Annotated in this window: 24 protein-coding genes; 12 read left to right on the top strand and 12 right to left on the bottom strand. The window is 36.3% G+C overall.

The window, feature by feature from the left end; all coding sequences use genetic code 11:
• Nucleotides 1-26: 26 nt before the first annotated feature.
• The 3 genes from FT993_RS09375 to aat are packed head-to-tail and all read left to right on the top strand — an operon-like array spanning nucleotide 27 to nucleotide 1,977.
• Nucleotides 27-905, top strand: a complete 879-nt coding sequence (locus tag FT993_RS09375; RefSeq protein WP_147862285.1) for a flavin reductase — start codon at nucleotides 27-29, stop codon at nucleotides 903-905.
• Between the two features lie 4 nt (nucleotides 906-909).
• Nucleotides 910-1,278, top strand: a complete 369-nt coding sequence (locus FT993_RS09380; protein WP_147862286.1) for a DUF3127 domain-containing protein — start codon at nucleotides 910-912, stop codon at nucleotides 1,276-1,278.
• Nucleotides 1,279-1,332: 54 nt separating this feature from the next.
• Nucleotides 1,333-1,977, top strand: a complete 645-nt coding sequence (aat, locus tag FT993_RS09385) for a leucyl/phenylalanyl-tRNA--protein transferase (RefSeq protein ID WP_147862287.1) — start codon at nucleotides 1,333-1,335, stop codon at nucleotides 1,975-1,977.
• 3 nt (nucleotides 1,978-1,980) lie between these two features.
• On the opposite strand, the gene FT993_RS09390 is transcribed toward aat, so the two are convergent.
• Nucleotides 1,981-2,697 carry a DUF2490 domain-containing protein gene (locus tag FT993_RS09390; RefSeq protein WP_147862288.1) on the bottom strand — a complete coding sequence of 239 codons (717 nt, stop codon included), beginning with the start codon at nucleotides 2,695-2,697 and terminating at the stop codon, nucleotides 1,981-1,983.
• 152 nt (nucleotides 2,698-2,849) lie between these two features.
• Nucleotides 2,850-3,413 (bottom strand): DNA-3-methyladenine glycosylase I, encoded by a 564-nt coding sequence (locus FT993_RS09395; RefSeq protein ID WP_147862289.1) that lies wholly within the window; start codon nucleotides 3,411-3,413, stop codon nucleotides 2,850-2,852.
• 50 nt (nucleotides 3,414-3,463) lie between these two features.
• Here FT993_RS09395 and FT993_RS09400 point away from each other — a divergent pair, with 50 nt between their 5' ends.
• Nucleotides 3,464-4,072: a thioredoxin family protein gene (locus FT993_RS09400; protein WP_147862290.1), complete on the top strand. Its 609-nt coding sequence runs from the start codon at nucleotides 3,464-3,466 to the stop codon at nucleotides 4,070-4,072.
• On the opposite strand, the gene truB is transcribed toward FT993_RS09400, so the two are convergent.
• From truB to FT993_RS09420, 4 genes are read right to left on the bottom strand one after another with little or no spacing between them, the layout of a single operon-like run.
• Nucleotides 4,064-4,777: a tRNA pseudouridine(55) synthase TruB gene (gene truB, locus FT993_RS09405; protein WP_147862291.1), complete on the bottom strand. Its 714-nt coding sequence runs from the start codon at nucleotides 4,775-4,777 to the stop codon at nucleotides 4,064-4,066. The two genes, FT993_RS09400 and truB, sit on opposite strands and share 9 nt — an antisense overlap.
• 10 nt (nucleotides 4,778-4,787) lie before the next feature.
• Nucleotides 4,788-5,573, bottom strand: a complete 786-nt coding sequence (locus FT993_RS09410; RefSeq protein WP_147862292.1) for an undecaprenyl-diphosphate phosphatase — start codon at nucleotides 5,571-5,573, stop codon at nucleotides 4,788-4,790.
• A complete protein-coding gene (locus FT993_RS09415) occupies nucleotides 5,573-5,842 on the bottom strand; it encodes a DUF3098 domain-containing protein (RefSeq protein ID WP_147862293.1) in 270 nt (89 codons plus the stop codon). Before FT993_RS09415 ends, FT993_RS09410 begins: the two co-directional genes overlap by 1 nt.
• Nucleotides 5,843-5,869: 27 nt before the next feature.
• The gene (locus tag FT993_RS09420; protein WP_147862348.1) at nucleotides 5,870-6,748 is read right to left on the bottom strand and encodes an ABC transporter permease; all 879 of its coding nucleotides are present in this window, start codon (nucleotides 6,746-6,748) and stop codon (nucleotides 5,870-5,872) included.
• A gap of 145 nt (nucleotides 6,749-6,893) precedes the next feature.
• Here FT993_RS09420 and leuS point away from each other — a divergent pair, with 145 nt between their 5' ends.
• The gene (gene leuS / locus FT993_RS09425) at nucleotides 6,894-9,767 is read left to right on the top strand and encodes a leucine--tRNA ligase (protein WP_147862294.1); all 2,874 of its coding nucleotides are present in this window, start codon (nucleotides 6,894-6,896) and stop codon (nucleotides 9,765-9,767) included.
• Between the two features lie 50 nt (nucleotides 9,768-9,817).
• Here the strand turns inward: leuS and FT993_RS09430 are convergent, their stop codons facing one another.
• The gene (locus tag FT993_RS09430) at nucleotides 9,818-10,288 is read right to left on the bottom strand and encodes a LysM peptidoglycan-binding domain-containing protein (RefSeq protein ID WP_147862295.1); all 471 of its coding nucleotides are present in this window, start codon (nucleotides 10,286-10,288) and stop codon (nucleotides 9,818-9,820) included.
• A 173-nt stretch (nucleotides 10,289-10,461) separates the two neighbouring features.
• Between FT993_RS09430 and FT993_RS09435 the strand changes: the two genes are divergently transcribed.
• Entirely contained in the window at nucleotides 10,462-11,154 is a 693-nt protein-coding gene (locus FT993_RS09435) for a zinc metallopeptidase (RefSeq protein WP_147862296.1), read from the top strand.
• Nucleotides 11,155-11,206: 52 nt separating this feature from the next.
• On the opposite strand, the gene FT993_RS09440 is transcribed toward FT993_RS09435, so the two are convergent.
• The gene (locus FT993_RS09440; protein WP_147862297.1) at nucleotides 11,207-12,577 is read right to left on the bottom strand and encodes a saccharopine dehydrogenase family protein; all 1,371 of its coding nucleotides are present in this window, start codon (nucleotides 12,575-12,577) and stop codon (nucleotides 11,207-11,209) included.
• A gap of 70 nt (nucleotides 12,578-12,647) precedes the next feature.
• Between FT993_RS09440 and FT993_RS09445 the strand changes: the two genes are divergently transcribed.
• A complete protein-coding gene (locus FT993_RS09445; RefSeq protein WP_147862298.1) occupies nucleotides 12,648-13,037 on the top strand; it encodes a DUF423 domain-containing protein in 390 nt (129 codons plus the stop codon).
• A gap of 71 nt (nucleotides 13,038-13,108) precedes the next feature.
• Nucleotides 13,109-14,704 carry a phosphoenolpyruvate carboxykinase (ATP) gene (pckA, locus tag FT993_RS09450; protein WP_147862299.1) on the top strand — a complete coding sequence of 532 codons (1,596 nt, stop codon included), beginning with the start codon at nucleotides 13,109-13,111 and terminating at the stop codon, nucleotides 14,702-14,704.
• Nucleotides 14,705-14,782: 78 nt separating this feature from the next.
• Here the strand turns inward: pckA and FT993_RS09455 are convergent, their stop codons facing one another.
• Both FT993_RS09455 and FT993_RS09460 read right to left on the bottom strand, forming a co-directional pair.
• A complete protein-coding gene (locus FT993_RS09455) occupies nucleotides 14,783-15,529 on the bottom strand; it encodes a uroporphyrinogen-III synthase (protein ID WP_147862300.1) in 747 nt (248 codons plus the stop codon).
• 29 nt (nucleotides 15,530-15,558) lie between these two features.
• On the bottom strand, nucleotides 15,559-16,212 hold the full coding sequence (locus FT993_RS09460; protein ID WP_147862301.1) for a DUF4271 domain-containing protein: 654 nt from the start codon (nucleotides 16,210-16,212) through the stop codon (nucleotides 15,559-15,561).
• A 91-nt stretch (nucleotides 16,213-16,303) separates the two neighbouring features.
• On the opposite strand from FT993_RS09460, the gene FT993_RS09465 reads away from it, so the two are divergent.
• From FT993_RS09465 to FT993_RS09475, 3 genes are read left to right on the top strand one after another with little or no spacing between them, the layout of a single operon-like run.
• A complete protein-coding gene (locus FT993_RS09465; RefSeq protein ID WP_147862302.1) occupies nucleotides 16,304-17,032 on the top strand; it encodes a polyprenol monophosphomannose synthase in 729 nt (242 codons plus the stop codon).
• Complete coding sequence (locus tag FT993_RS09470) at nucleotides 17,029-18,372, top strand: dihydroorotase (RefSeq protein WP_147862303.1); 1,344 nt, start codon at nucleotides 17,029-17,031, stop codon at nucleotides 18,370-18,372. Before FT993_RS09465 ends, FT993_RS09470 begins: the two co-directional genes overlap by 4 nt.
• On the top strand, nucleotides 18,369-18,755 hold the full coding sequence (locus FT993_RS09475) for a DUF4296 domain-containing protein (protein ID WP_147862304.1): 387 nt from the start codon (nucleotides 18,369-18,371) through the stop codon (nucleotides 18,753-18,755). The genes FT993_RS09470 and FT993_RS09475 overlap by 4 nt, the downstream gene beginning before the upstream one ends.
• A 10-nt stretch (nucleotides 18,756-18,765) precedes the next feature.
• On the opposite strand, the gene FT993_RS09480 is transcribed toward FT993_RS09475, so the two are convergent.
• Nucleotides 18,766-19,785 (bottom strand): NAD-dependent epimerase/dehydratase family protein, encoded by a 1,020-nt coding sequence (locus FT993_RS09480; protein WP_147862305.1) that lies wholly within the window; start codon nucleotides 19,783-19,785, stop codon nucleotides 18,766-18,768.
• A 72-nt stretch (nucleotides 19,786-19,857) separates the two neighbouring features.
• Between FT993_RS09480 and tyrS the strand changes: the two genes are divergently transcribed.
• Nucleotides 19,858-21,156: a tyrosine--tRNA ligase gene (gene tyrS, locus FT993_RS09485; RefSeq protein WP_147862306.1), complete on the top strand. Its 1,299-nt coding sequence runs from the start codon at nucleotides 19,858-19,860 to the stop codon at nucleotides 21,154-21,156.
• 158 nt (nucleotides 21,157-21,314) lie between these two features.
• Here tyrS and FT993_RS09490 read toward each other — a convergent pair whose 3' ends face one another.
• Entirely contained in the window at nucleotides 21,315-22,298 is a 984-nt protein-coding gene (locus FT993_RS09490) for an acyl transferase (RefSeq protein WP_147862307.1), read from the bottom strand.
• Nucleotides 22,299-22,332 lie beyond the last annotated feature (34 nt).

Genomic DNA, 22,332 nt, shown 5'->3' on the forward strand with positions numbered 1-22,332 from the left:
TTATCTTTGCAAAAACATCTTAACTCATGCTGACAATAAACCCAAAAGAAGTTGAAATTGCTAGAAACTATGGTATTATGGCTGGTAGCGTAGGGCCTAGGCCTATTGCTTTTGCCAGTACAATAAATGAGGAGGGGCAAGCCAATCTAGCCCCATTTAGTTTTTTTAATGTTGTAAGTGCCAATCCGCCTATGCTTATGTTTTCACCTCTATTACGCATTAGTGATGGCAGCGCTAAGGACACCTTGAATAATGTACGCACACAAGGTGAGGTGGTGATTAATATTGTTAATTATGATATGGTGCAGCAAATGTCACTAGCTAGTACAGATTACGCGACTGGTGTTAATGAATTCGTGAAAACGGGTCTAACGCCACTGGAGTCAGATGTAGTGAAGCCATTTCGAGTAAAAGAAAGTCCTGTGCAATTTGAATGCGTGGTGAAAGAGGTGGTAAGTTTGGGTGAAGAAGGAGGCGCAGGTAATGTGGTGCTGTGTGAAGTTGTGCGTATGCATATTGCCGAAGAGGTTATGGATGAGCATTTAAATATTATCGATCAAACAAAGATTGATCAAGTGGCACGCATGGGAAGCAATTATTATTCACGTGCCAATCAGGGTATGTTTGAAATTCCTAAACCCAAAACAATTATGGGTATAGGTGTAGATGCTTTTCCTGAAGATGTGCGTACAAGTAATGTGTTAACCGGGAATGACCTAGGGAAATTAGGAACAATTGAGCGTTTACCCAATAAAGAGGAAATCGATGCTTTTTTGAATGAATTGAATTTAGAAGAATATATAAAAGAAGGCTCTGTAGAGAAAATTCATGCAGTAGCCCAAGAGTATTTAAAACAAGAGGAAATAGAGAAAGCCTGGAAGGTATTATTATCAAAATTAAATTAGAAATATGGAAGTACAAGGAACGATAAAGAAAATAGACGAGACCAAAACTTACGGGAACAACGGATTTAGAAAGCGTGAAGTTGTTGTAACTACCCAAGAACAATATCCGCAACACCTGCTTATTGAATTTGTTCAGGATAAATGCGACTTACTGAACAATTTTCAAGTAGGTCAGCCGGTAAAAATTGGTGTAAATTTACGCGGAAGAGAGTGGGTAAGCCCACAAGGTGAAACCAAATACTTTAACTCTATTCAGGGCTGGCGTATTGAAGATTTAGGCGGTAGTGCTCCACAAGGAAATGTACCTCCTGTAGATCAGTTTGAACCCGCAAACGATTTCAATGATGACGATAATGACGATTTACCGTTCTAAATTGATAATTTAAAAACTTTTAGCTGTTTTAAACATTTTAAAGCAGCTTTTTTTATGTCTATACCTTTTTTAGATACAAAGCAAGAATTCCCGCATCCCAATACTTCAAACGAAATGGGATTGGTTGCTTATGGTGGTCATTTAACCCCAGAACGCATTTTAAGGGCGTATAAAAAAGGTATTTTTCCTTGGTATGAAAACGATCAACCCGTATTGTGGTGGTCGCCAAATCCAAGAATGGTTTTGTTTCCAGAGAAGTTAAAGGTATCAAAAAGTATGAGGAAACTTCTTGATAGGGAGACATTTAAAGTCACTTTTAATCAAGAATTTGAGCAGGTGATTCAAGCCTGTGCACAAGTAAAAAGACCAGGCCAAAACGGAACTTGGATTACTAAAGACATTATAAATACCTACACCCAATTGCACCAGCAAGGATTTGCCCATTCGGTAGAGGTTTGGCAAAACGAAAGATTGGTAGGAGGGCTTTACGGAATTTGGCTAAAACCTCAAAGGATATTTTGTGGAGAAAGCATGTTTTCTTTAGTAAGTAATGCATCTAAATATGCATTCATAACTTGGGTTCAATTTTTGGAGAGACAAAAGGTTAGCTTAATTGATTGCCAGGTGCACACCAACCATTTAGCCAGCTTGGGAGCCGAAGAAATTGAACGGGAAGCTTTTTTAAGCTATTTGCAGTAAATTTTACAAATTGATATTTAATCCGCTTATCAAAAACAATTCTGTAAAGGGTTGGTGGGTATAATTTCGGTGCCGATATTCTAAACCTAAATCTACTTTTGAATTAGCGCCAATTGGTAAACTAAATTTTCCTGTAAAACGCTGACCCAAACTGGGCTTGTTGTATTTACCGAATTCCCAAACGCTTTCTGTTGAGGCATTAAAGACTACAGGTTGTTTATCGGCTAAGGCCGGGCTTAAATTAAAACTAGCTCCTATGCGGTAGCGCCATCTTAATACCAGTTCTTCTCTAAATCGTTGTGCAAAGCGCAGCCGTTGTTCTAATGAGAAACTGTTCAATTTTATTTTGTGGCTGTATTGTTGCAGAAGTCTTAACTCGTTATGCTTGTCAATAAAAATATCTTTAAAGCGATAGCGAGCTGCCACTGTTGCTTTACCCTTTTCGCCTAGTTTATAATGAGTATATTGATTTAACTCTATAAACTCAGCTTCGTATTTTACTTGTTCATCAAATTGGCTGTTATCTTCAATATCGGTGAATACAATCGATCGGTGTGCGATGCCAAAAGTATAACTCCAAGGCGTTTCGGTCTTGAGATTTAAATTAATTTCTGGATTAATGAAACCATCAAAATGTGTCTGCGAATTGGCTGAAAGGCTAATTAAAATCAAGGTTAAAAGAGCGAAACTACTTTTTCTGTATTTATAAAGACACTCCATAAATGCAAAGATTTTTTTAATCTAAAGTTGACAATTTTTTAAAGTGGCGAAAATAATTATTCTTAGCTGCTTTTTTTAACTTTATTCTATTTTTATTGAAAATTAAATATCAAGTTGCCGTTTTATTAAATTATACACCAGTAATTGCCTTGTTAAGTTTGCTGTTGTTTAAAACAATATTCCAGATGATCATTCACCAATCCAGCAGCCTGCATAAAGCTATAAACGGTTGTAGCTCCTAAAAATTTAAATCCTTTCGCTTTTAGATTTTTACAAATATCAGCACTTAGCTTTGTACTAGAGGGAACCTCTTTTGCGGTTCGGGGGTTGTTATTTTTTGGTATGTGATTAACAAATGACCAAATGTATTTGCTAAAACTACCAAATTCTTGTTGCAGCCGTATAAAAACTTGGGCATTATGAATCGTAGCTTCAATTTTAGCTCTATGCCTAATGATTCCGCTATCGTTTAGTAGTGCTAGAACCCGTTTAGAATCATATTGGGCAACCATAACCGGATTAAATTCATCAAAGGCTTTACGGAAATTATCTCGTTTTTTTAATACCGTAATCCAGCTCAAACCAGCTTGAAAGACCTCTAAAGAAAGGATTTCAAATAACTTTTGGTCGTTATATTCGGGTTCACCCCATTCTAAATCGTGATATTTCTCATATAAATCATTTCCTTGACACCAAAGACAACGCTGCTTGCTCATAATTGTGTAATTTTGAATCAACCTTAAAGGTGCAAAAAATATAAGAAAAAATGAAGGTAAAAGAATTACAATCCGAAGTGGCGAAAGCATTAGAAAACGCAATGACTTATCCTGATTTTAAAGAATTGGTGATTAAAAGTTTTGAAGAAGGCCGCGTAACGGGGCATACACAATCTGAAGATTTATTAAACTATACCCAACTCAATTTAAAAAGGATTAAGCGATGGGATAAAACCCTAAAGGTTGATGAGGCGTTAGCCGATAAAGTTGTAGCCTTTCAAAAAAAAGTGTTTTGGATAGTTGTTGCCGAAGGTTGGTGCGGTGATGTAGCCCATATTTTGCCAGTTATAAATAAGTTGGCTGAGTTAAATGAGAACATTGAACTAAAAATTGTTCTTCGCGATGACAATAGTTTTTTTATAGATCAATTCTTGACAAATGGCGCGAGGTCTATTCCTAAATTAGTAATGGTCGATCAAAAATCGCTCGAGGTTTTAGGCGTTTGGGGAGAGCGTCCGGCGCCAGCTAAAAAATTAATAACCGACTATAAAGCTGCGCATGGGCAAGTAGATGCCACCGTAAAAGAGGAACTTCAACGTTGGTACAACAAAGACAAAGGTAAAACCGTTATGAAAGAATTAAGTTTGCTTCTAGCTTAAATCTTTTGGCAATTTGGCAATAAAAGTATCTAAAGTATAGGCGTTTTCAACGTTGAAATCGCCTATTTTTGTGCGTCTTAACTCGGTAAGGTGAGCACCATTGTTTACAACTTGACCTAAATCGTGAGCCAAGCTTCTAATATAAGTTCCTTTGCTGCATTTTACCTTAAACTCTACATCGGGTAAATTTATTTTCCCAATAGAAAATTCGTCTATGCGAACAGGGCGACCTTCTATTTTTATTTCTTGGCCTTTGCGTGCATATTCATACAGTCTTTTGCCATCCTTCTTTAAGGCCGAGAAAACAGGGGGTTTTTGAATGATGTCTCCTTCAAAGCTGGCCGCTTTTGTTTTTATAATTGCCGGTTGCAAATCATTAATCGGATAAGTTTTGTCGATATCCGTTTCTAAATCGTAAGAAGGAGTAGTTGCCCCAAAACGAATAGTCCCTGTATATTCCTTGGGTAAGCCTTGAATTTCATGAATGGTTTTGGTAAATTTTCCCGTACAAATAATCAATAATCCAGTGGCTAAGGGATCTAGAGTCCCTGCGTGACCTACTTTAATTTTTTTTATGCCATAATTTTTTTTGATTAACCAGCGTACCTTATTAACTAATTGGAAAGAGGTCCACTCCAAGGGTTTATCAAATAATAAAACTTGGCCTTCTTTAAAATCTTCTAGACTAAAAAAACTCAAAAAAATAATATTTTAATTAATAACTTACCGCTAAGGCTATGATTCCCACCACTAAGCAATATATAGCAAAATAAGAAAGTTTGCTTTTACGTACCAGTGCAATCATCCAAGTACAAGCGAAGAGGCCAGCAACAAAGGCACTTATAAAACCAACAAATAATGCCGTACTGTTGCCAGTATGGCTTAAATCGCCGCTAAGTATATCTTTAGCAATTTTCCCCAATATTAATGGGACCACCATTAAAAAAGAAAATCGTGCTGCCTTGGTTTTGTCATTTCCCAATAAAACAGAAGTAGATATAGTGGCACCACTTCGGGAAATACCAGGAAGCATGGCAATAGCTTGAGCTAACCCAATAACAAATGCATTGGAGTAGCTAACCGGCTTTAAAGTACTTTTTGCTTTATCGGCCAACCATAGAAGCAAAGCAGTTACAATCAGCATAGCTCCTACTAGAAACACGCTTCCTCCAAATAATTGTTCTAACTGTTCTTCAAATAGCACCCCAATTATGGCTGCTGGAATCATCGATAATATAATCTTTAAGGTAAATTGAGTTTCCTCGTTCCATTTGAATGCTACCACCCCTTTAACTATAGTGTAAATATCTTTACGGAATATTACCAAGGTGCTCAGCGCAGTAGCAAAATGCATCACAACGGTGAATAGCATACTCTCTTGAGGTATACTATCATCACCCAAAATCGCTTTGCCTAGCTCTAAATGACCACTTGAAGATACCGGTAAGAACTCGGTTAATCCTTGAATAATGCCAAGAACAAGCGCATCTAAAACATCCATTATTTCTTTTTACTTGGATTTAAAAGAATGGCGTAAACCTCAATACCAAAACCTAGTAGCACAAGACTAGGTGCGAGATGAATACGTCTCCAACTGTAAATATCGGGATTAAATACTTCTGGATTATCGCTTCCGCCTCCGGCCATCAATAAATAACCCAAGGCAATAACGGCTAAACCAACAGCCATAAAAATGTAGTTCTTCTTCTCAAAAATGAAATAGGCCTCTGGCTTTTCCTGTTCTCTTTCTCGTCTCTTTTGCTCTCCCATAATTTTTTTTAAAGCTATAGATAGCGCTTAATAATATAATTCGTCTGTTTTTAAGTTTAAAAATCTTGAGGTAGCAAAGAAGGTGCTAATCCAAGATATAACCAAACCTAAAATGAATACACCGGCAAATATAGCAATAAGTAGTCGATGATCGGTTAGTAATTGCAATTCAGGAAAAGCTTTGTCTAAATAATAAAGAACGGCAGCCATCCCCGAGAGCGCTAGAATAGAACCAATAATTCCTAGCTTTATACTTTTCCAAATAAACGGTCTGCGTATAAAACCTTTGGTAGCACCAACCATTTGCATAGTTTTAATGGTAAATCGCTTGGAGTACACCGAGAGTCTTATACTGCTGTTGATCAACAATACGGCTATAAAGGTGAAAATACCACTAATGATTAAAATCCAAAAGCTTATGCGTTTAATATTGTCATTGAGCAGGGCGATCAAAGGCTTGTCATACACCACTTCTTCAATAAAATTTTTATTGCTAAGATCTTTCGATATTTCTGCAATCTTAGCTTCAGAAACATAATCGGCTTTAAAATAAACGTCTATAGAGTTTTTTAGGGGGTTATATCCTAAAAAATCCATAAAGTCTTCACCAATCTCTTGACTATGCGCTTTAGCGGCATCTTCCTTGCTAACAAATTGAGTAGATTTGGTGTAATCGGCTAAAGCTAAGCTTTTCTCTAATTGATTAATTTCTACTTCTTTGGCGCTATCTTTTAAAAATATACTCAAGGCGATTTGCTCTTTAAAGTGGTCGGCTACTTTTTTGGTGTTTAAAACCAGCAATCCTAATAAACCTAATAAAAATAATACCAATGCGATACTTATTACCACAGAAAAGTAAGAAGAGATTAAACGCCTTTTTTGGTATTTTTCAAAAGAAGAACTCATAAAGAATAGGCTTGTAATTTTTGTAAAAATAATAAAGTAATTGAAACTAGTTTCTTTAAAACGATCAAACTTTTCACTTTCGTACATTAATAGTACTTTTGCCAATCAAAATAATTATTAATGGCATTTTTCGAACGCGTTAACCATGAGTTATAATTTTAATACTATAGAAGCCAAATGGCAAAAATACTGGGAACAGAACCATACTTTTAAATCCAGTAATAAAAGCGATAAACCAAAATATTATGTGTTAGACATGTTTCCTTATCCTTCTGGGGCTGGTTTGCACGTGGGGCACCCCTTGGGGTATATTGCCAGCGATATTTTTGCACGTTATAAAAGACATACCGGCTTTAATGTATTGCATCCTCAGGGTTATGATTCATTTGGTCTACCCGCCGAACAATATGCTATTTTAACAGGACAACACCCCGCCGATACTACCAAAGTTAATATTGAAGGAGGAACAGATAAAGCTGGAAACCAAATTGCTGGTTATAGAAATCAATTAGATAAAATTGGTTTTTCTTTTGATTGGAGTAGAGAGGTGCGTACCAGTGATCCCGAGTATTATAAGTGGACCCAATGGATTTTTATACAGCTTTTTGAGTCTTATTACTGTTTTGATGAAAACAAAGCCAGACCGATAACTGAGTTAGTACAAGTGTTTGAGGCAAGTGGTAACCAAGAAGTCAATGTGGCTTGCGATGAAGAAGTTCTTAGTTTTACTGCAGCACAATGGAGAGAATGGGATAGGAAAGAGCAGGAGGCAATCTTATTGCAATACCGCTTAGCTTTCTTGGCAGAAACAGAAGTTAATTGGTGCCCTGAATTGGGTACGGTTTTAGCTAACGATGAAATTGTGAATGGTGTTTCTGAACGCGGTGGACACCCCGTAGTTAGAAAAAAAATGAAGCAGTGGAGTATGCGCATTTCTGCTTACGCCGAAAGACTTTTACAGGATTTAGAAAGCTTAGACTGGACAGAGAGCTTAAAAGAAACTCAACGCAATTGGATAGGAAGGTCAACTGGGGCTCAGGTAAAATTTAAAGTGCAAAATGATGAAGCTTTTATCGAAGTATTTACTACCCGACCAGATACTATTTTTGGTGTTAGCTTTATGACGCTAGCTCCAGAGCATTCATTGGTTCAAAAAATAACTACAGAAAAGCAAAAAGAGGCTGTGAAGCAGTATGTAGAAGCTGCAGCCAAGAGAAGTGAGCGAGAAAGAATGTCCGATGTAAAGCATATTTCTGGTGTATTTACTGGCGCATATGCCTTGCACCCTTTTACTCAAGAACCTATCCCTATCTGGGTAGGTGATTATGTGTTGGCTAGTTATGGTACAGGGGCAGTTATGGCAGTTCCTTGTGGCGATCAGCGCGATTATGATTTTGCTAAACATTTTGATATACCTATAATAAACATTTTTGAAGGTGTAGACATTAGCCAAGAGGCTTTTACAGAAAAAGATAATCAGGTTAAACTTACCAACTCTGATTTTCTAAATGGCTTGACCTATGAATCGGGTATGCAAAAAGCGATAGAAAAGTTAGAGCAAGAAAAACAAGGAGTAGAAAAAACAAATTATCGCTTACGTGATGCTGTCTTTAGTAGACAACGTTATTGGGGCGAGCCTTTTCCTGTATATTACAAAAACGGGTTGCCTCAAACAATTGCACCTAAGCATCTTCCTATAGTATTACCTGAGATAGAAAAGTATTTACCAACAGAAAGTGGAGAGCCGCCGCTAGGTCGTGCAGATATTTGGGCCTGGGATACCGTTAAAAACCAAGTGGTGAGTAATCAAGAAATAGATCATAAAAATATTTTCCCTTTAGAGTTAAACACCATGCCTGGATGGGCAGGTAGCTCTTGGTACTTCTTTAGGTATATGGAGCCTGGTAAACACGAAGAAAACTCAAAACGAGATAGTGTTTTTGCTTCCGCGGAAGCGTTAAATTACTGGGAAAATGTAGATTTATATATTGGTGGAAGCGAGCACGCAACCGGTCATTTATTGTATGCTAGGTTTTGGACTAAATTCTTAAATGATCGGCAATTTGTACCCGTTAATGAGCCTTTTAAAAAGTTGATCAACCAAGGTATGATTTTAGGAGAAAGTGCTTTTGTTTACCGTATAGCAAATCAAAACAAATTTGTTAGTGCCGGATTAAAAGATAATTACGACACACAAGCTATTCACGTAGATGTATCTTTGGTGAATAACTCAAATGAGCTAGATATAGAAGGCTTTAAAAATTGGCGTGAGGAATATAAAGAGGCTACTTTTATTACTGAAGATGATGCGACTTATCAAGTAGGGCGTGAGGTCGAAAAAATGTCTAAGTCTAAATACAATGTGGTAAATCCTGATGTGATATGCCAGGAATATGGTGCGGACACTTTGCGTATGTATGAAATGTTTTTAGGACCTTTAGAGCAATCTAAGCCTTGGAATACAGCGGGTCTTTCTGGAGTTCATAATTTCCTAAAGAAATTATGGAAGCTATACCATAAAGGAGATGAGTTTGTGATAAGCGAGGAGCAACCTAGCAATGATGCCTTAAAAATTTTACATAAAACTATTAAAAAAGTTAGAGAAGATATTGAGGCGTTCAGTTTTAATACATCGGTTTCTACTTTTATGATATGTGTGAACGAATTGGCAGCCTTGAAATGTAATGCTCGTGCAGTTTTAGAACCACTTGTTATATTAATCGCTCCTTATGCCCCTCATATTGCCGAAGAGCTTTGGGAAAAAATGGGTCATAAACAAAGTATTAGCTTTGCCGATTATCCTATTTTCGAAGAAAAATTTTTGAAGGAGAGTTCGAAGAATTACCCTATTTCTTTTAATGGAAAAATGCGATTTACCCTAGAGTTAAGTTTAGAGCTTTCTAAAGATGAAATTGAACAAATCGTTATGGCAGATGAGAGAACCCAAAAACAATTAGCAGGGCGTACCCCAAAAAAGGTTATTATTGTGCCAGGTAAAATTGTAAATATTGTAGGTTAAAAACATAACCATATAAGTCAAAACGCGTTACTTAAAAGTAGCGCGTTTTTTTAATTCGGTATACGAATTACTAAACCACTAAAAACATCAGTGGGCCCCGTTAGAAGTGGCTTATTAGCATTTATTATTTTATCGATATAGCTTTCATCCCCATAAAATCGTTTGGCAATTTTTTTTAAATTGTCTGTAGGAGTTATTTCATAAAACTGCGAAGGTTTATTAGCGTTAGCTGGGCCGTTAGTTAATTCTTGGTAAAGAGACATTTTGTCATTCACACAAGCAATACCTTTGGCGTTTCCTAAAAGCAATATAACTATTTCTTTGGTTTTTTGGCAATTTACTTCACCATAAACCGTCAAGATGCCGTCTGCTAACTCTAAATTTAAATCGTGAATGCTCATCTTGTGGATATTCAATAAATTGCGCATATTTTGTATGGCTTGCGCATTGGACTCGGCGGTAGTTTGCTCAAAATCAAAAAGGCAAACTCCTTTGTTTTTATTAAACAAAAAAGATTTCATGGAATACTTTTTATTTAAAGATACAGCAGCGAAAAGCCTAAAGGAAATTTTTGTTTATAAATACTTGTTAAAAAAAATAACAAAAAGAGGTATTGACTGTCAGGTGGCTTTTAAATATCAAATTTGGTGCTATTTTTGCTAATTGAATGCTAAACAATTAAAGTGAATCTACCATGATGGGATATTATATAATTGCTGGTTTAATTATGCTTGTAAGCTGGTATGTAAGTAATAAGTTAAAAACTAAGTTTAAAAAATACAGCAAAACGCATTTGCAAAACGGTATGAGCGGAGCAGAAATAGCGCGCAAAATGCTAGAGGATAATGGAATTTATGATGTTAAGGTAATATCAACACCAGGACAACTAACAGATCATTATAATCCTAAAGACAAAACTGTTAATCTAAGTGAGGCGGTGTATAATCAACGAAATGCTGCTGCGGCAGCTGTGGCGGCCCATGAATGCGGACATGCAGTACAACACGCGACGGCTTATAACTGGTTAACAATGAGAAGTCAACTAGTTCCTATAGTAAGTGTGGCGGCAAATTATAGTCAATGGGTGATTATGGGAGGTCTTATATTAATGTCTGCTGTTTCTTTGGGTGTGGGTAAAACTGTATTATTGGCCGGAATTATTATGTTTGGTTTGGGTACACTCTTTAGTTTTATTACGCTTCCTGTAGAATATGATGCCAGTAACCGTGCTTTGGCTTGGCTTGAAGAGAAACAAATTGTTACCCCTACAGAATATGATGATTCTAAAGATGCCCTTAAATGGGCCGCCAGAACTTATGTGGTAGCAGCTGTAGGCTCATTAGCCACGCTATTGTATTTTGTAAGTGTTTATTTGAGTAGAGATTAAAAGCATAATTAATAAAAAAAGCCGACTTACCACCTGGTAAGTCGGTTTTTTTTTATCCCACAACATTATCAATGTTATAGCCTAGGTAAGGAACTTCCTTTTCTTTAAATGCAATCCCAAAGTCTTCTAGCTCTTTTAAAATGGGTTCATACACCTCCTTACTTATGGGGCGTAAAACACCTGGGGTTTTAATTTCTTTATTAAGTATTTTTAAAGTGGCAATACCCACCGGTAAGCCAACCGTTTTAGCCATAGCAGTGAAAGTCTGATCTTCACCAATATGCACCATAGTAGAGTCAATTTGTTTTTTCTCTCCGTTCAATTCATATCCAAATTTATGGTACATAACAATCATATCTTTGTCATTAGGAGCTAAAGTCCATTTTTCTTCTAATATTTTTTGCAACGCTTGTGCGGGCGTTGCATCTTTAATACCTATGGTTTTGGTTTTGTTAAATAAATCGAGTTCAAGTAACTTTTCCCACATCAAATCATCTTGATCAATTTTTAAAGAATGACGCATTTTCAACTCTACCGAGTCTGTAGGAGAATAAGGTAAGAAAGCATTCACAAAATCACGGTAGCTCATATGCTCTGAATTTTGCATAGTATAGGTATCATCGGTCATTCCAAGTTGAACAAACATATTCCAAGCTTTGCTAAAGCCCACACGGCGTAAAGTTCCGCGATAAAGAGTTTTAATATCTTCTAGCCCGTACACCTTTTGGTAAGCTAGCGAGTTGCGATTGGCTAAACCTTCAAATTTTCCATAACCTTCAACTTCAAGAAATTCAGTTCTTCTAAAAAGGCGGTGATACGGAATGTATTTGTACTGGCCTTCTTGAATAAATTCGGCTGCGCCACCTTGTCCAGCCACCACTACATTTCTAGGATTCCAAGTAAATTTATAATGCCAAAGATTATTATCGCTTTCGGGAGCAACTAAGCCTCCTGTAAACGATTCAAATAAAAGCATTTTCCCGCCAGTGTGGCGAATGCGATCAATCACCTGCATAGCGCTCATATGGTCAATACCGGGATCTACACCTATTTCATTCATGAAAATAAGCCCTTTGTCTTTTACTTGTTCTTGCAGAGCTTCCATTTCTTTACTTACGTAAGAGGCAGTTACCAAATTTTTTTCTAAGTTAATACAATCTTTTGCCACCTCGATATGAAAGCGAGCAGGAAGCATCGAGATAACAATATCGGCTTCGCTTATAGCGGATTTTCTATCTTCTTCATTAAAAATATCTAATTTTAAGGCTTGAGAATGTCGATGTTCTCCAGCTAATTGTTGAGCCTGTGCCAGATTTAAATCGGCGATTATTAATTTTAAATTTTCTTGGTCTGATTTGTTTTGTAAATATTGTATGAGAGCCGAGGTTGATTTTCCGGCACCAATAATAAGAATTCTTCTCATAAGTTAAACTAAGTTGATTAAATTTGTGTTTCGTTTCCGAAAGTAATAAAATTTAATTCGGCTTAAAAATATGAAAAAGAAATTATTGATTTTGGGTGCCGTACTAGGTCTATTGGGAGTAATTTTAGGCGCTTTTGCTAGTCACGGTTTAGAAAAATTATTAACTAATGAACAGCTTGAAACCTTTCAAGTAGGGGTGCGTTACCAGTTTTACCACGCCTTTTTAGCGTTAATTTTGGGGAGCACCACATTTATACCTAATAAAGCAAAAATTATTTTATTTGTGCTGTTGGTCTCTGGGGTAACATTATTTTCAGGGTCAATTTATGGGCTGGCAACCAACGATTTAACTGGCTTTGATTTTACCAAAATTGCGCTACTAACGCCAACAGGAGGCTTACTTCTGATTAGCGCTTGGGTGCTGATTTTATTTCAAGCATTAAAAATGAAAACTAAATAAAAGAAAGCTAATTCTTTATATGTTAGTGAATATTGTTATTTTTGTTCAAAGAACACAACTCAAAATTTTTTATGGTGGACAATAATAAAACCACGCAAGAATTTTCGCTAGAAAATTACGGTATAAAAGACGCAAAAATCAATTATCAACTTTCTTCTGAAGAACTTCACGCTATCACAGTGCAAAAAGGCCAAGGTGTAACGGTGAACTCTGGTGCTCTGGCTGTAAATACGGGAGAGTTTACGGGAAGATCGCCCAAAGATCGATTTATTGTTAAAGATGATGTAACTCAAGATGAGGTATGGTGGGGAGATGTAAATATACCTTTTGACCCAGCTAAATTTGATGCCCTTTATGCAAAGGTTGTAGATTACCTATCGGGGAAAGAAGTTTTTGTAAGAGATGCATATGCTTGTGCAGATAAAGCATACCAATTAAACATTCGCGTTATCAATGAGTTGCCTTGGAGCAATATGTTTGCGCATAATATGTTTTTAAGACCAACCGAAGAAGAGTTGAAAGATTTTTCTCCAGAATGGACGGTGGTAAACGCACCTAACTTTATGGCCGATCCAGAAATAGACGGTACAAGGCAGCATAATTTTGCAATCTTAAACTTTAAAAAGAAGATTGCGCTTATCGGTGGTACAGGTTACACAGGCGAGATCAAAAAAGGTATTTTTTCTGCTTTAAACTTTATTTTACCCGTAAATAAAAACACCCTTCCTATGCACTGTTCTGCTAATGTAGGCGAGGCAGGTGATACGGCTATATTTTTCGGCTTGTCGGGTACTGGTAAAACTACCTTGTCGGCCGATCCAGAACGTAAACTTATAGGTGATGATGAGCACGGATGGACAGCCGAAAACAAGATCTTTAATTTTGAAGGAGGTTGCTACGCCAAAGTAATAAACCTTTCTGCCGAAAAAGAACCAGATATTTATGGAGCTATTAAGCCGGGAGCTATTCTTGAGAACGTAATTATTAAAGATGGAGAGGTAGATTTTGATGATACTAGTATTACTCAAAATACAAGAGTGAGCTACCCTATTTATCATATTAATAACATTAAAGAGCCTTCTGTAGGCGAAAACCCAAAGAATATTTTCTTTTTAACCGCAGATGCCTTTGGGGTGTTGCCTCCTATAAGTAAACTTACGCCAGGACAAGCAGCTTACCATTTTATTAGTGGGTACACTGCAAAAGTAGCAGGAACAGAAGCAGGTATTACAGAGCCTGTACCTAGTTTCTCTGCTTGTTTTGGAGCGCCATTTATGCCGCTACATCCTACGCGTTATGCAGAAATGCTAAGCCATAAAATGCAAGAGGCAAATGTAAATGTTTGGTTGATTAATACGGGTTGGACAGGTGGCCCTTACGGAATCGGTTCGAGAATGAAATTGAAATACACGCGCGAAATGATCTCTTCAGCTTTAGAAGGATTACTATCCGATGTTGAGTTTCAAGAGCATCCTATATTTGGTCTACAAATGCCAAAAACTTGCCCAAATGTACCCGATGAGGTGCTTAATCCGAGAGATACTTGGAAAGATAAAGAAGCTTATGATGTTAAAGCTAAAGAGCTAGCCTTATTCTTTAAAAATAACTTTAAGAAGTTTGAAGAATATGCCAATGAGGAAATTATGAATGGCGGACCCAAGGCATAAATCTTAAATCTACACTATAATGTAAAAAGAGGCGGTTGTAAAACCGCCTCTTTTTTATAACGATAAAAAAACTTGAAACTATTTTTTGTTATGCTCTTTTATGTATTTTTCTAAAGCCATTGTCATGGATGGAGTCTCTGGAGTTGGTGCTTTGATATTTACCTCCAAGCCATGCTCTTTGGCCGCTCTAATTGTAGAATTTCCAAAAACAGCTACACGCGTATTATTTTGTTTGAAGTCTGGGAAATTTTCAAAAAGAGATTTAATACCACTCGGGCTAAAAAAGACTAACACATCATAAAAAACTTTTTCTAAATGAGAAAGATCGCTTACCACGGTTTTATAAAAAATACCACGTTTCCAATTTACTTTTATCTTGTCTAATTCTTTTGGAATAAGTGGTTTGAGCATATCAGAAGAAGGGAGCAAAAACTTCTCAGTCTTATACTTTTTAATTAATGGGATTAGCTCAGGAAAGGTGCGCTTACCTACATAAATCTTTCTTTTGCGGTATACTACATATTTTTGCAAATAATAGGCAACAGCTTCGCTCTGGCAAAAATATTTCATAGTGTCGGGTACCTCATAGCGCATCTCTTTGGCAATTCTAAAAAAATGATCTACAGCGTTCCGGCTCGTAAGAATTATAGCCGTGAATTGACTCAGATCTATTTTTTGCTGCCTAACATCTTTTGAGGTTACCCCTTCTACGTGAATAAAAGGAATAAAATCAATTTTTACTTTTTGTCTCTCCTCCAACTCAGTATAGGGAGAATTCTCCATTTTTGGTTCTGGCTGAGAAATTAAAATTGTTTTTACTTTCATCGATAAGCTATTTGTTAAATGCTATTTTTTTATGTAATCACTTTATACAAAATAATATAGGGAGCGATTTCAAGGCTGCAAAGGTACAAAATAAAATAATACCAGTACAACATAAGAGACTTTTGCTTTTTTCTGTAATAAACAATTAAGCCACCTATTTGTAGAAGAACCATCAATCCAATGCAAATTATACTGATTAATCTAGGGTAGTTTAAGGTGTAAACCAATAAAAATAATATGGGTATAAAGTATAAGCTAAAAAGGTTGCGATAAGTGATTTTATAAAAAATATAATTGTCGATTAAGGGTTCGATTTTAAATACTACTGCAGTTATTTTCTCGACCAAATATTTTAAAATACTCAGCGCAGCAAAAATTACAAGAATTTGAAGGTATAAATTAAAATTATAAGTTGAAGACAGTAAATCGGTAGCTTTGAAAAGGACAAATAGACCTAAACTAGCAATTAACTGATGAGCCAAAAACAAAAGTAAACTGAAAAGGCTTACAACATTAGGACTCTTTTTGTATTGTGTGAAATAAACATTTGAGCGGTACAATTCTTTAAACTGAATAAAGCGATTGCCAAAGGCAAGAGCCGTACCAGCTATAAGGGTCATAGCGATGAGAAGAACAAAAATAATCCAATCTTGTTGTATTAAATTTCTAAGGCCGATATCCAAGCTACACTGTTTATTTGCAAATTTAAGACTAAATTGACGGATAGGTGCTAATATTTCATTCTAAAAATAAGTACATTTGTGACCAAAAAATATGTCCAATCGCTTAGTCATCATTCCTACTTATATCGAGGCCGAGAATATTGGGCATATTCTGGAAGCGATTTTGAGGCTTCCGCTCAGCTTTGATGTGCTAGTGGTAGATGATAACTCCCCAGACGGCACCGCAGCCTTGGTAGAAGAGAAAAAGAAATTGTATAGCGATTGCATTCACTTGCTTTCTAGATCTGGCAAATCGGGATTGGGTACTGCCTATATTGCCGGATTTAAATGGGCTCTTGCGCGTAGCTATACCCATATTTTCGAAATGGATGCCGATTTTTCTCACAACCCAAAAGATTTGGTACGTTTGTTTAATGCATGCGAAGAAAACAACGCTCAAGTAAGCATCGGTTCTCGTTATGTCACTGGTGTTAATGTAGTAAATTGGCCTATGAAGCGTATTTTATTGTCGTATACAGCCTCTAAATACGTTAAGTTTATTACCGGTATGCCCATTCACGATACAACGGCTGGTTTTGTCTGCTATAAGCGAGAAGTATTAACAAGTATTAATTTAGATAAAATACAATTTATAGGCTATGCTTTTCAAATTGAAATGAAGTTTAAAGCTTATATTAAAAAATTTAAAATCGTAGAAGTTCCAGTAATTTTTACGGATAGAGAAAGAGGTAAGTCAAAGATGAACGGACGAATAATTTCGGAGGCAATTTTTGGCGTTTTAAAAATGAAATTTAAGAGTTTATTCGGTAAAGAATTATGAAAAAGATATTGATTAAAAATGCTAAAATTGTAAATGAAGGCAAGGTTGAAGAAGGTGAGGTTTACATTGAAAATGATACTATTGTTGAGGTGGCGCCAATCATTAGTGTTAAATCGCATGATATTCAAGTAGTAGATGCCGAGGGTAAATATTTACTACCTGGTGCTATTGATGATCAGGTGCATTTTAGAGAGCCAGGCTTAACGCATAAAGAAGATATAGAGCACGGAAGTAGGGCAGCTGTGGCAGGAGGAATAACTTCGTTCATAGAGATGCCCAATACTCAACCACAAACTACTACACACGAGAGGTTTGCAGAAAAGTTTGCTATAGCAGCTAAATCTGCTTATGCTAATTACTCTTTTATGTTTGGCGGTACGAACGATAACTTAGAGGAAATCAAAAAAATTGATCCAAAAACAACCCCAGCACTAAAGTTATTTTTGGGTTCTTCTACTGGAAATATGTTGGTTGATAATGAGGAAGTTTTAAAAGAAATTTTTACGCATTCTCCTGTTTTGATTTGCGTTCATTGTGAAGATGAAACTACCATAAAAGATAATTTAGAAGAGTATATAAGCAAATATGGAGAGGACATCCCCATAGAGAATCATCCCAAGATTAGAAGTGAAAAGGCCTGCTATTTATCTTCATCACGCGCTATTGCGCTAGCTAAAGAAACCGGGGCAAGACTTCACGTGTTTCATTTAAGCACTGCTAAAGAAATGGAACTTTTTGATGGGAAAAAAGCCTTAAAAGATAAAAAGATAACCGCCGAGGTTTGCATACATCACCTTTGGTTTAATGACACCCATTATGCCGATAAAAAGACCTTAATTAAGTGGAACCCTGCTGTTAAAACACAACAAGATCAAGAAGCCTTGTTAAAGGCCTTATTGCAAGACAAAATAGATGTAATCGCTACAGACCATGCGCCACATACTTTAGAAGAGAAAAATAACGTTTACACCAAAGCACCAAGTGGCGGACCATTGGTGCAGCATGCTTTACCGGCCATGCTACAATTTTATCATCAAGGAAAGATTACTTTACCTAAGATTGTCGAAAAAATGTGTCATAATCCGGCCATTCTTTTTCAAATTGAAAAGAGAGGTTTTATCCGTGAAGGCTATAAAGCCGATTTGGTTTTAGTTGATTTAAATGCGCCTTGGACAGTGCAAAAAGAAAATATACTATACAAATGCGGGTGGTCGCCATTTGAAAAAACAACTTTCAAGTCACGAATCACGCATACTTTTGTAAATGGTGCATTGGTTTACCATAATTTTAAAGTATTGGGTGTCAAAAATGCACAAGCTTTAAGTTTTCAAAGATCATGAAACATCTAGTAGTACTTATTCTAATGCTTTTTTTTGTAATAACCGGTTGCCAGAATATCGAAAAGGTTTCTAAACCAGATTCGCTTATAGATGAAAAAACCATGGTAAATTTGTTATTTGATTTGCATTATACCGATGCAATTCAAGGGTATAGCGGCACTAAGTTCATGCAAAGAGATGTAAAAGTGAACAAGTTAATTTTGAAAAAATACAATATAGACAGTCTAACCTTTGTAGAAAATGCAAATTACTATTTTGAAGATGCCGAAAGAAACGAAAAAATCTATCGAGAAGTTTTAGAGCGTTTAGAGGCTAAAAAGGCGTTTAATGATAGTTTAATGAAAAAAGAAAAAGAGGTTGAGAAAGCAAATGCCTTACCCTAGATATTCACTTTTATTTTTGGCGAAGATAGTGCTGGCAAACCCGTTTGATGCTAAGATTCAAATCGGTAAATTGAAAGTCTAAATGCTTTAGTAATTTTTCTGAGCTATACAGCCTCATGGTATCGCTGTTTCGTACAAAGGTTTTGCTGATGTGTTGTCGTGTGCCCAAAAGTTTTCTGCCTATAAATTGTATGAACCACAACAAATATAGTATAGGTTTCTTGGCTTCAAATTTTGGAGCCGGCACTCCTAGTTGCAATGCTGCTTTTGTAAAAAAATCTTTAAATCCTAGCGATTGGTTAACAACGATAAACGACTCATTTTGTATAGGGCCCTGCATTAATAAAACCATAATTTTGCAAAGGTCTTGCACGTCGGTAAAACCCGTTTGTTTGGTAATGTAAAACTTTAGACCTTTTGCAATTTTTTGAAATAACCGACCACTACTTTGTTCATAGAATCCGGCTCCTAGAATAACGCCAGGATTAACAATTATTACCGGTAGCTTTTCTTGAGAACCGCGCCATACTTCCATTTCGGCACCATACTTTGTGATGCTATAATTGCTGTAAACCCGATTGTTTTCTCGAATAGAGGTTTCGGTAATGGGGGTTGTAGGTTTTATCTCTTGCCCTAAAGTGGCAATAGAGCTAACGTGACATAGTTTTTGTACTCCAGCTGTAAGCGCGAGGTTTACTACGTTAGCCGTACCTTCAACATTAACTTTATACAGTTTTTTAAAACCACGATTAGAAGGTTCGTCGGCTACTAAGCCTGCACAATGGAATACCCATTTCACGTTTTGCATAGCCTTTTCTAGTTGAGGGATATCTAGAATAGAAAGTTTAACCCAATGTATCCGTTCTAAAAGCGAATGAGAAAGTTGATAATAAGAAGCTAATAGCCTTAAGCTGTACTCTTTTTTATAATCTTCTCTATAAATCGCACGTATGTTACTTTCTTGCTTTTCAAGCAGTTCAGCCAGCAGGTGTGTGCCCACCAAACCTGTTGCTCCCGTCACTAAAATCATAGTGTAAATATAGGAATTTTTGTGTTTAATAAATACAGAAACCAGTATCTTTGCTAAGATAAATCAGTAACAATGGAGAATAAAAACTTTGTACAAGAACTCAAGTGGAGAGGTATGTTAAATGATGTGATGCCAGGAACAGAAGAGCATCTACTTGAAAAAATGCGTTCGGCTTATGTAGGTATAGATCCTACCGCAGATTCGCTGCATATTGGCCACTTGGTAGGTGTTATGATGCTGCGTCACTTTCAACTGGCGGGGCATAAACCAATGGCTTTAATAGGTGGTGCCACGGGTATGATTGGAGACCCTTCTGGAAAATCGGCAGAGCGTAATCTATTAGACGAAGAAACGCTTAAGCATAACCAAGACAGCATTAAAAAGCAATTAGAACGTTTTCTTGATTTTTCTGAAGGAGAAAACAACGCAATTTTGGTCAATAACTATGACTGGATGAAGAATTTTTCTTTTTTAGACTTTGCACGTGATATAGGTAAACATATCACGGTAAATTATATGATGGCAAAAGATTCTGTGAAGAAACGTTTTAGTGCTGAATCTAAAGAAGGGATGAGTTTTACTGAATTTACTTATCAATTGATTCAAGGTTATGATTTTTTACACCTTTACCAGCAAAAAGATTGCACCTTACAAATGGGAGGTAGCGATCAATGGGGTAATATTACTACCGGTACAGAAATGATTAGAAGAATCGGTAAAGGTAAAGCCTATGCTTTAACCTGTCCGTTGATTACTAAAGCCGATGGTACAAAATTTGGAAAAACAGAAGGGGGTAATATTTGGTTAGATAAAGAGCGTACCTCACCCTACAAATTTTACCAATATTGGTTAAATACTAGCGATAAAGATGCCGAAAAATATATTAAGATATTTACCTTTTTAAGTCAGCAAGAAATCCAGAACCTTTTGAAAGAACATCAGGAGGCTCCTCATTTACGTCTACTTCAAAAACGATTAGGAGAGGAGGTGACCAAAATGGTACACGGCGAAGAGGATTATGAAAAAGCTATTCAGGCCTCACAAGTCCTTTTTGGAAAGAGTACGTCAGAAGACTTAAAACAATTAGATAAAGCTACTTTTCTAGATGTCTTTGAAGGGGTGCCACAGGCAGTGGTGAGCAGAGCCGATATTAGGCAAGGCTTAGATATGATTGCAGCTCTCTCGGCTAAGACTAATTTTTTATCTAGTAATGGTGAAGCGAGAAGAGCTCTTCAAGCCAATAGTATTGCGGTAAATAAAGAAAAGGTAAAGGAGGATTTTGTTATTCAACTAGAAGATCTAATCAATGATCAATATGTGATTCTTAATAAAGGAAAGAAGAATACCTATATTATCGCTATTGCGGATTAAACCGAAGTTTTAAAATACCGGTATAAAAAAAGAAACCCCAGCACTGCTGGGGTTTCCTACTAACTAACCAATCTATTATGAAAAAACTTTCATCTTAGCATAATATAAGACGAATTTAAGGCAAAAAACTTACATTTAAAAATAACTTTAACAAAATTTTATAATAAAAGTAAATTACAGCCGCGAATATCACTTGCGTCAAAGCGGCCAATAACCCTGAATTCATTGGCGTTGAGCTTACTTCCGAGGTCTTGTGTTGCAATAAAAGAACATGAGTGCAAATTGGCTAAATCAATGACGTTTATACCTCCAGTTTTTCCGTTTTTAAGAATTCTAGTGGGTTCTTCAGGATCACGTATTAAAATATCCATCCAGGCTGCCGGTTTAAATATTCCTTCTCCCTTCGAGTACGCCTGTGAGAGCAGTTCTGTCATTCCGTATTCACTATGAATGTTTGATAAATTAAATGCTCTACCAATTACTTGATGCAATTCTTTCCGAATCATTTCTTTTCGTCTGCCTTTCATGCCTCCCGTTTCCATTATTATTGTGTGCTTTAATTCCATCGGAAACTGCTCGGCTAGATCCAATAAGGCAAAAGAAACACCTAATAATAAAGTTTTTTGTTTTTGTGACTCTAGCAATTTTAAGGTTTGCACTAATTCTTCTAAATTGTTGAGGTAAAATCCGCTTTTAGCATGATTGCTTTCTGCGATTAAATCTTGCGCCATAAAAATGAGAGAGGAGCCTTCTCTTTCTAAATACGCAGGTAACAGAGCTAGTACAGCATAGTCTTTAATATTGCCGTAAAATTGTTTAAAAGTAGTTCTAAAGCTTTTTTTATAAAGGTTAAGCTCATTTACATAGTGTTTGCTAGTTGTCTGACCTGTGGTTCCGCTACTACTAAAGACTACTTCGGCAGGGGTGCTTGCACTATATATTTTATTGGATTTAAAAAACTGAATGGGTAAAAAGGGAATCTCCTCTTTTTGGTTTACCTGTTCTGGTGCTACCTTAAGGTAATCGCAAAACTGTTTGTAAATTGGTACTTTATGGTATTGATATTGGAAAACTTCAAGACAAACCTCGTCAAAAGTACGCTGGTTGGAAATGGCAAATATTTTATTTTCTAATTTCGTCATTTTGCGAATGCATTTGCGGCAAAATTACGAATAA

This window comes from Mesonia sp. HuA40, assembly GCF_008017835.1.
GTDB lineage: Bacteria > Bacteroidota > Bacteroidia > Flavobacteriales > Flavobacteriaceae > Mesonia.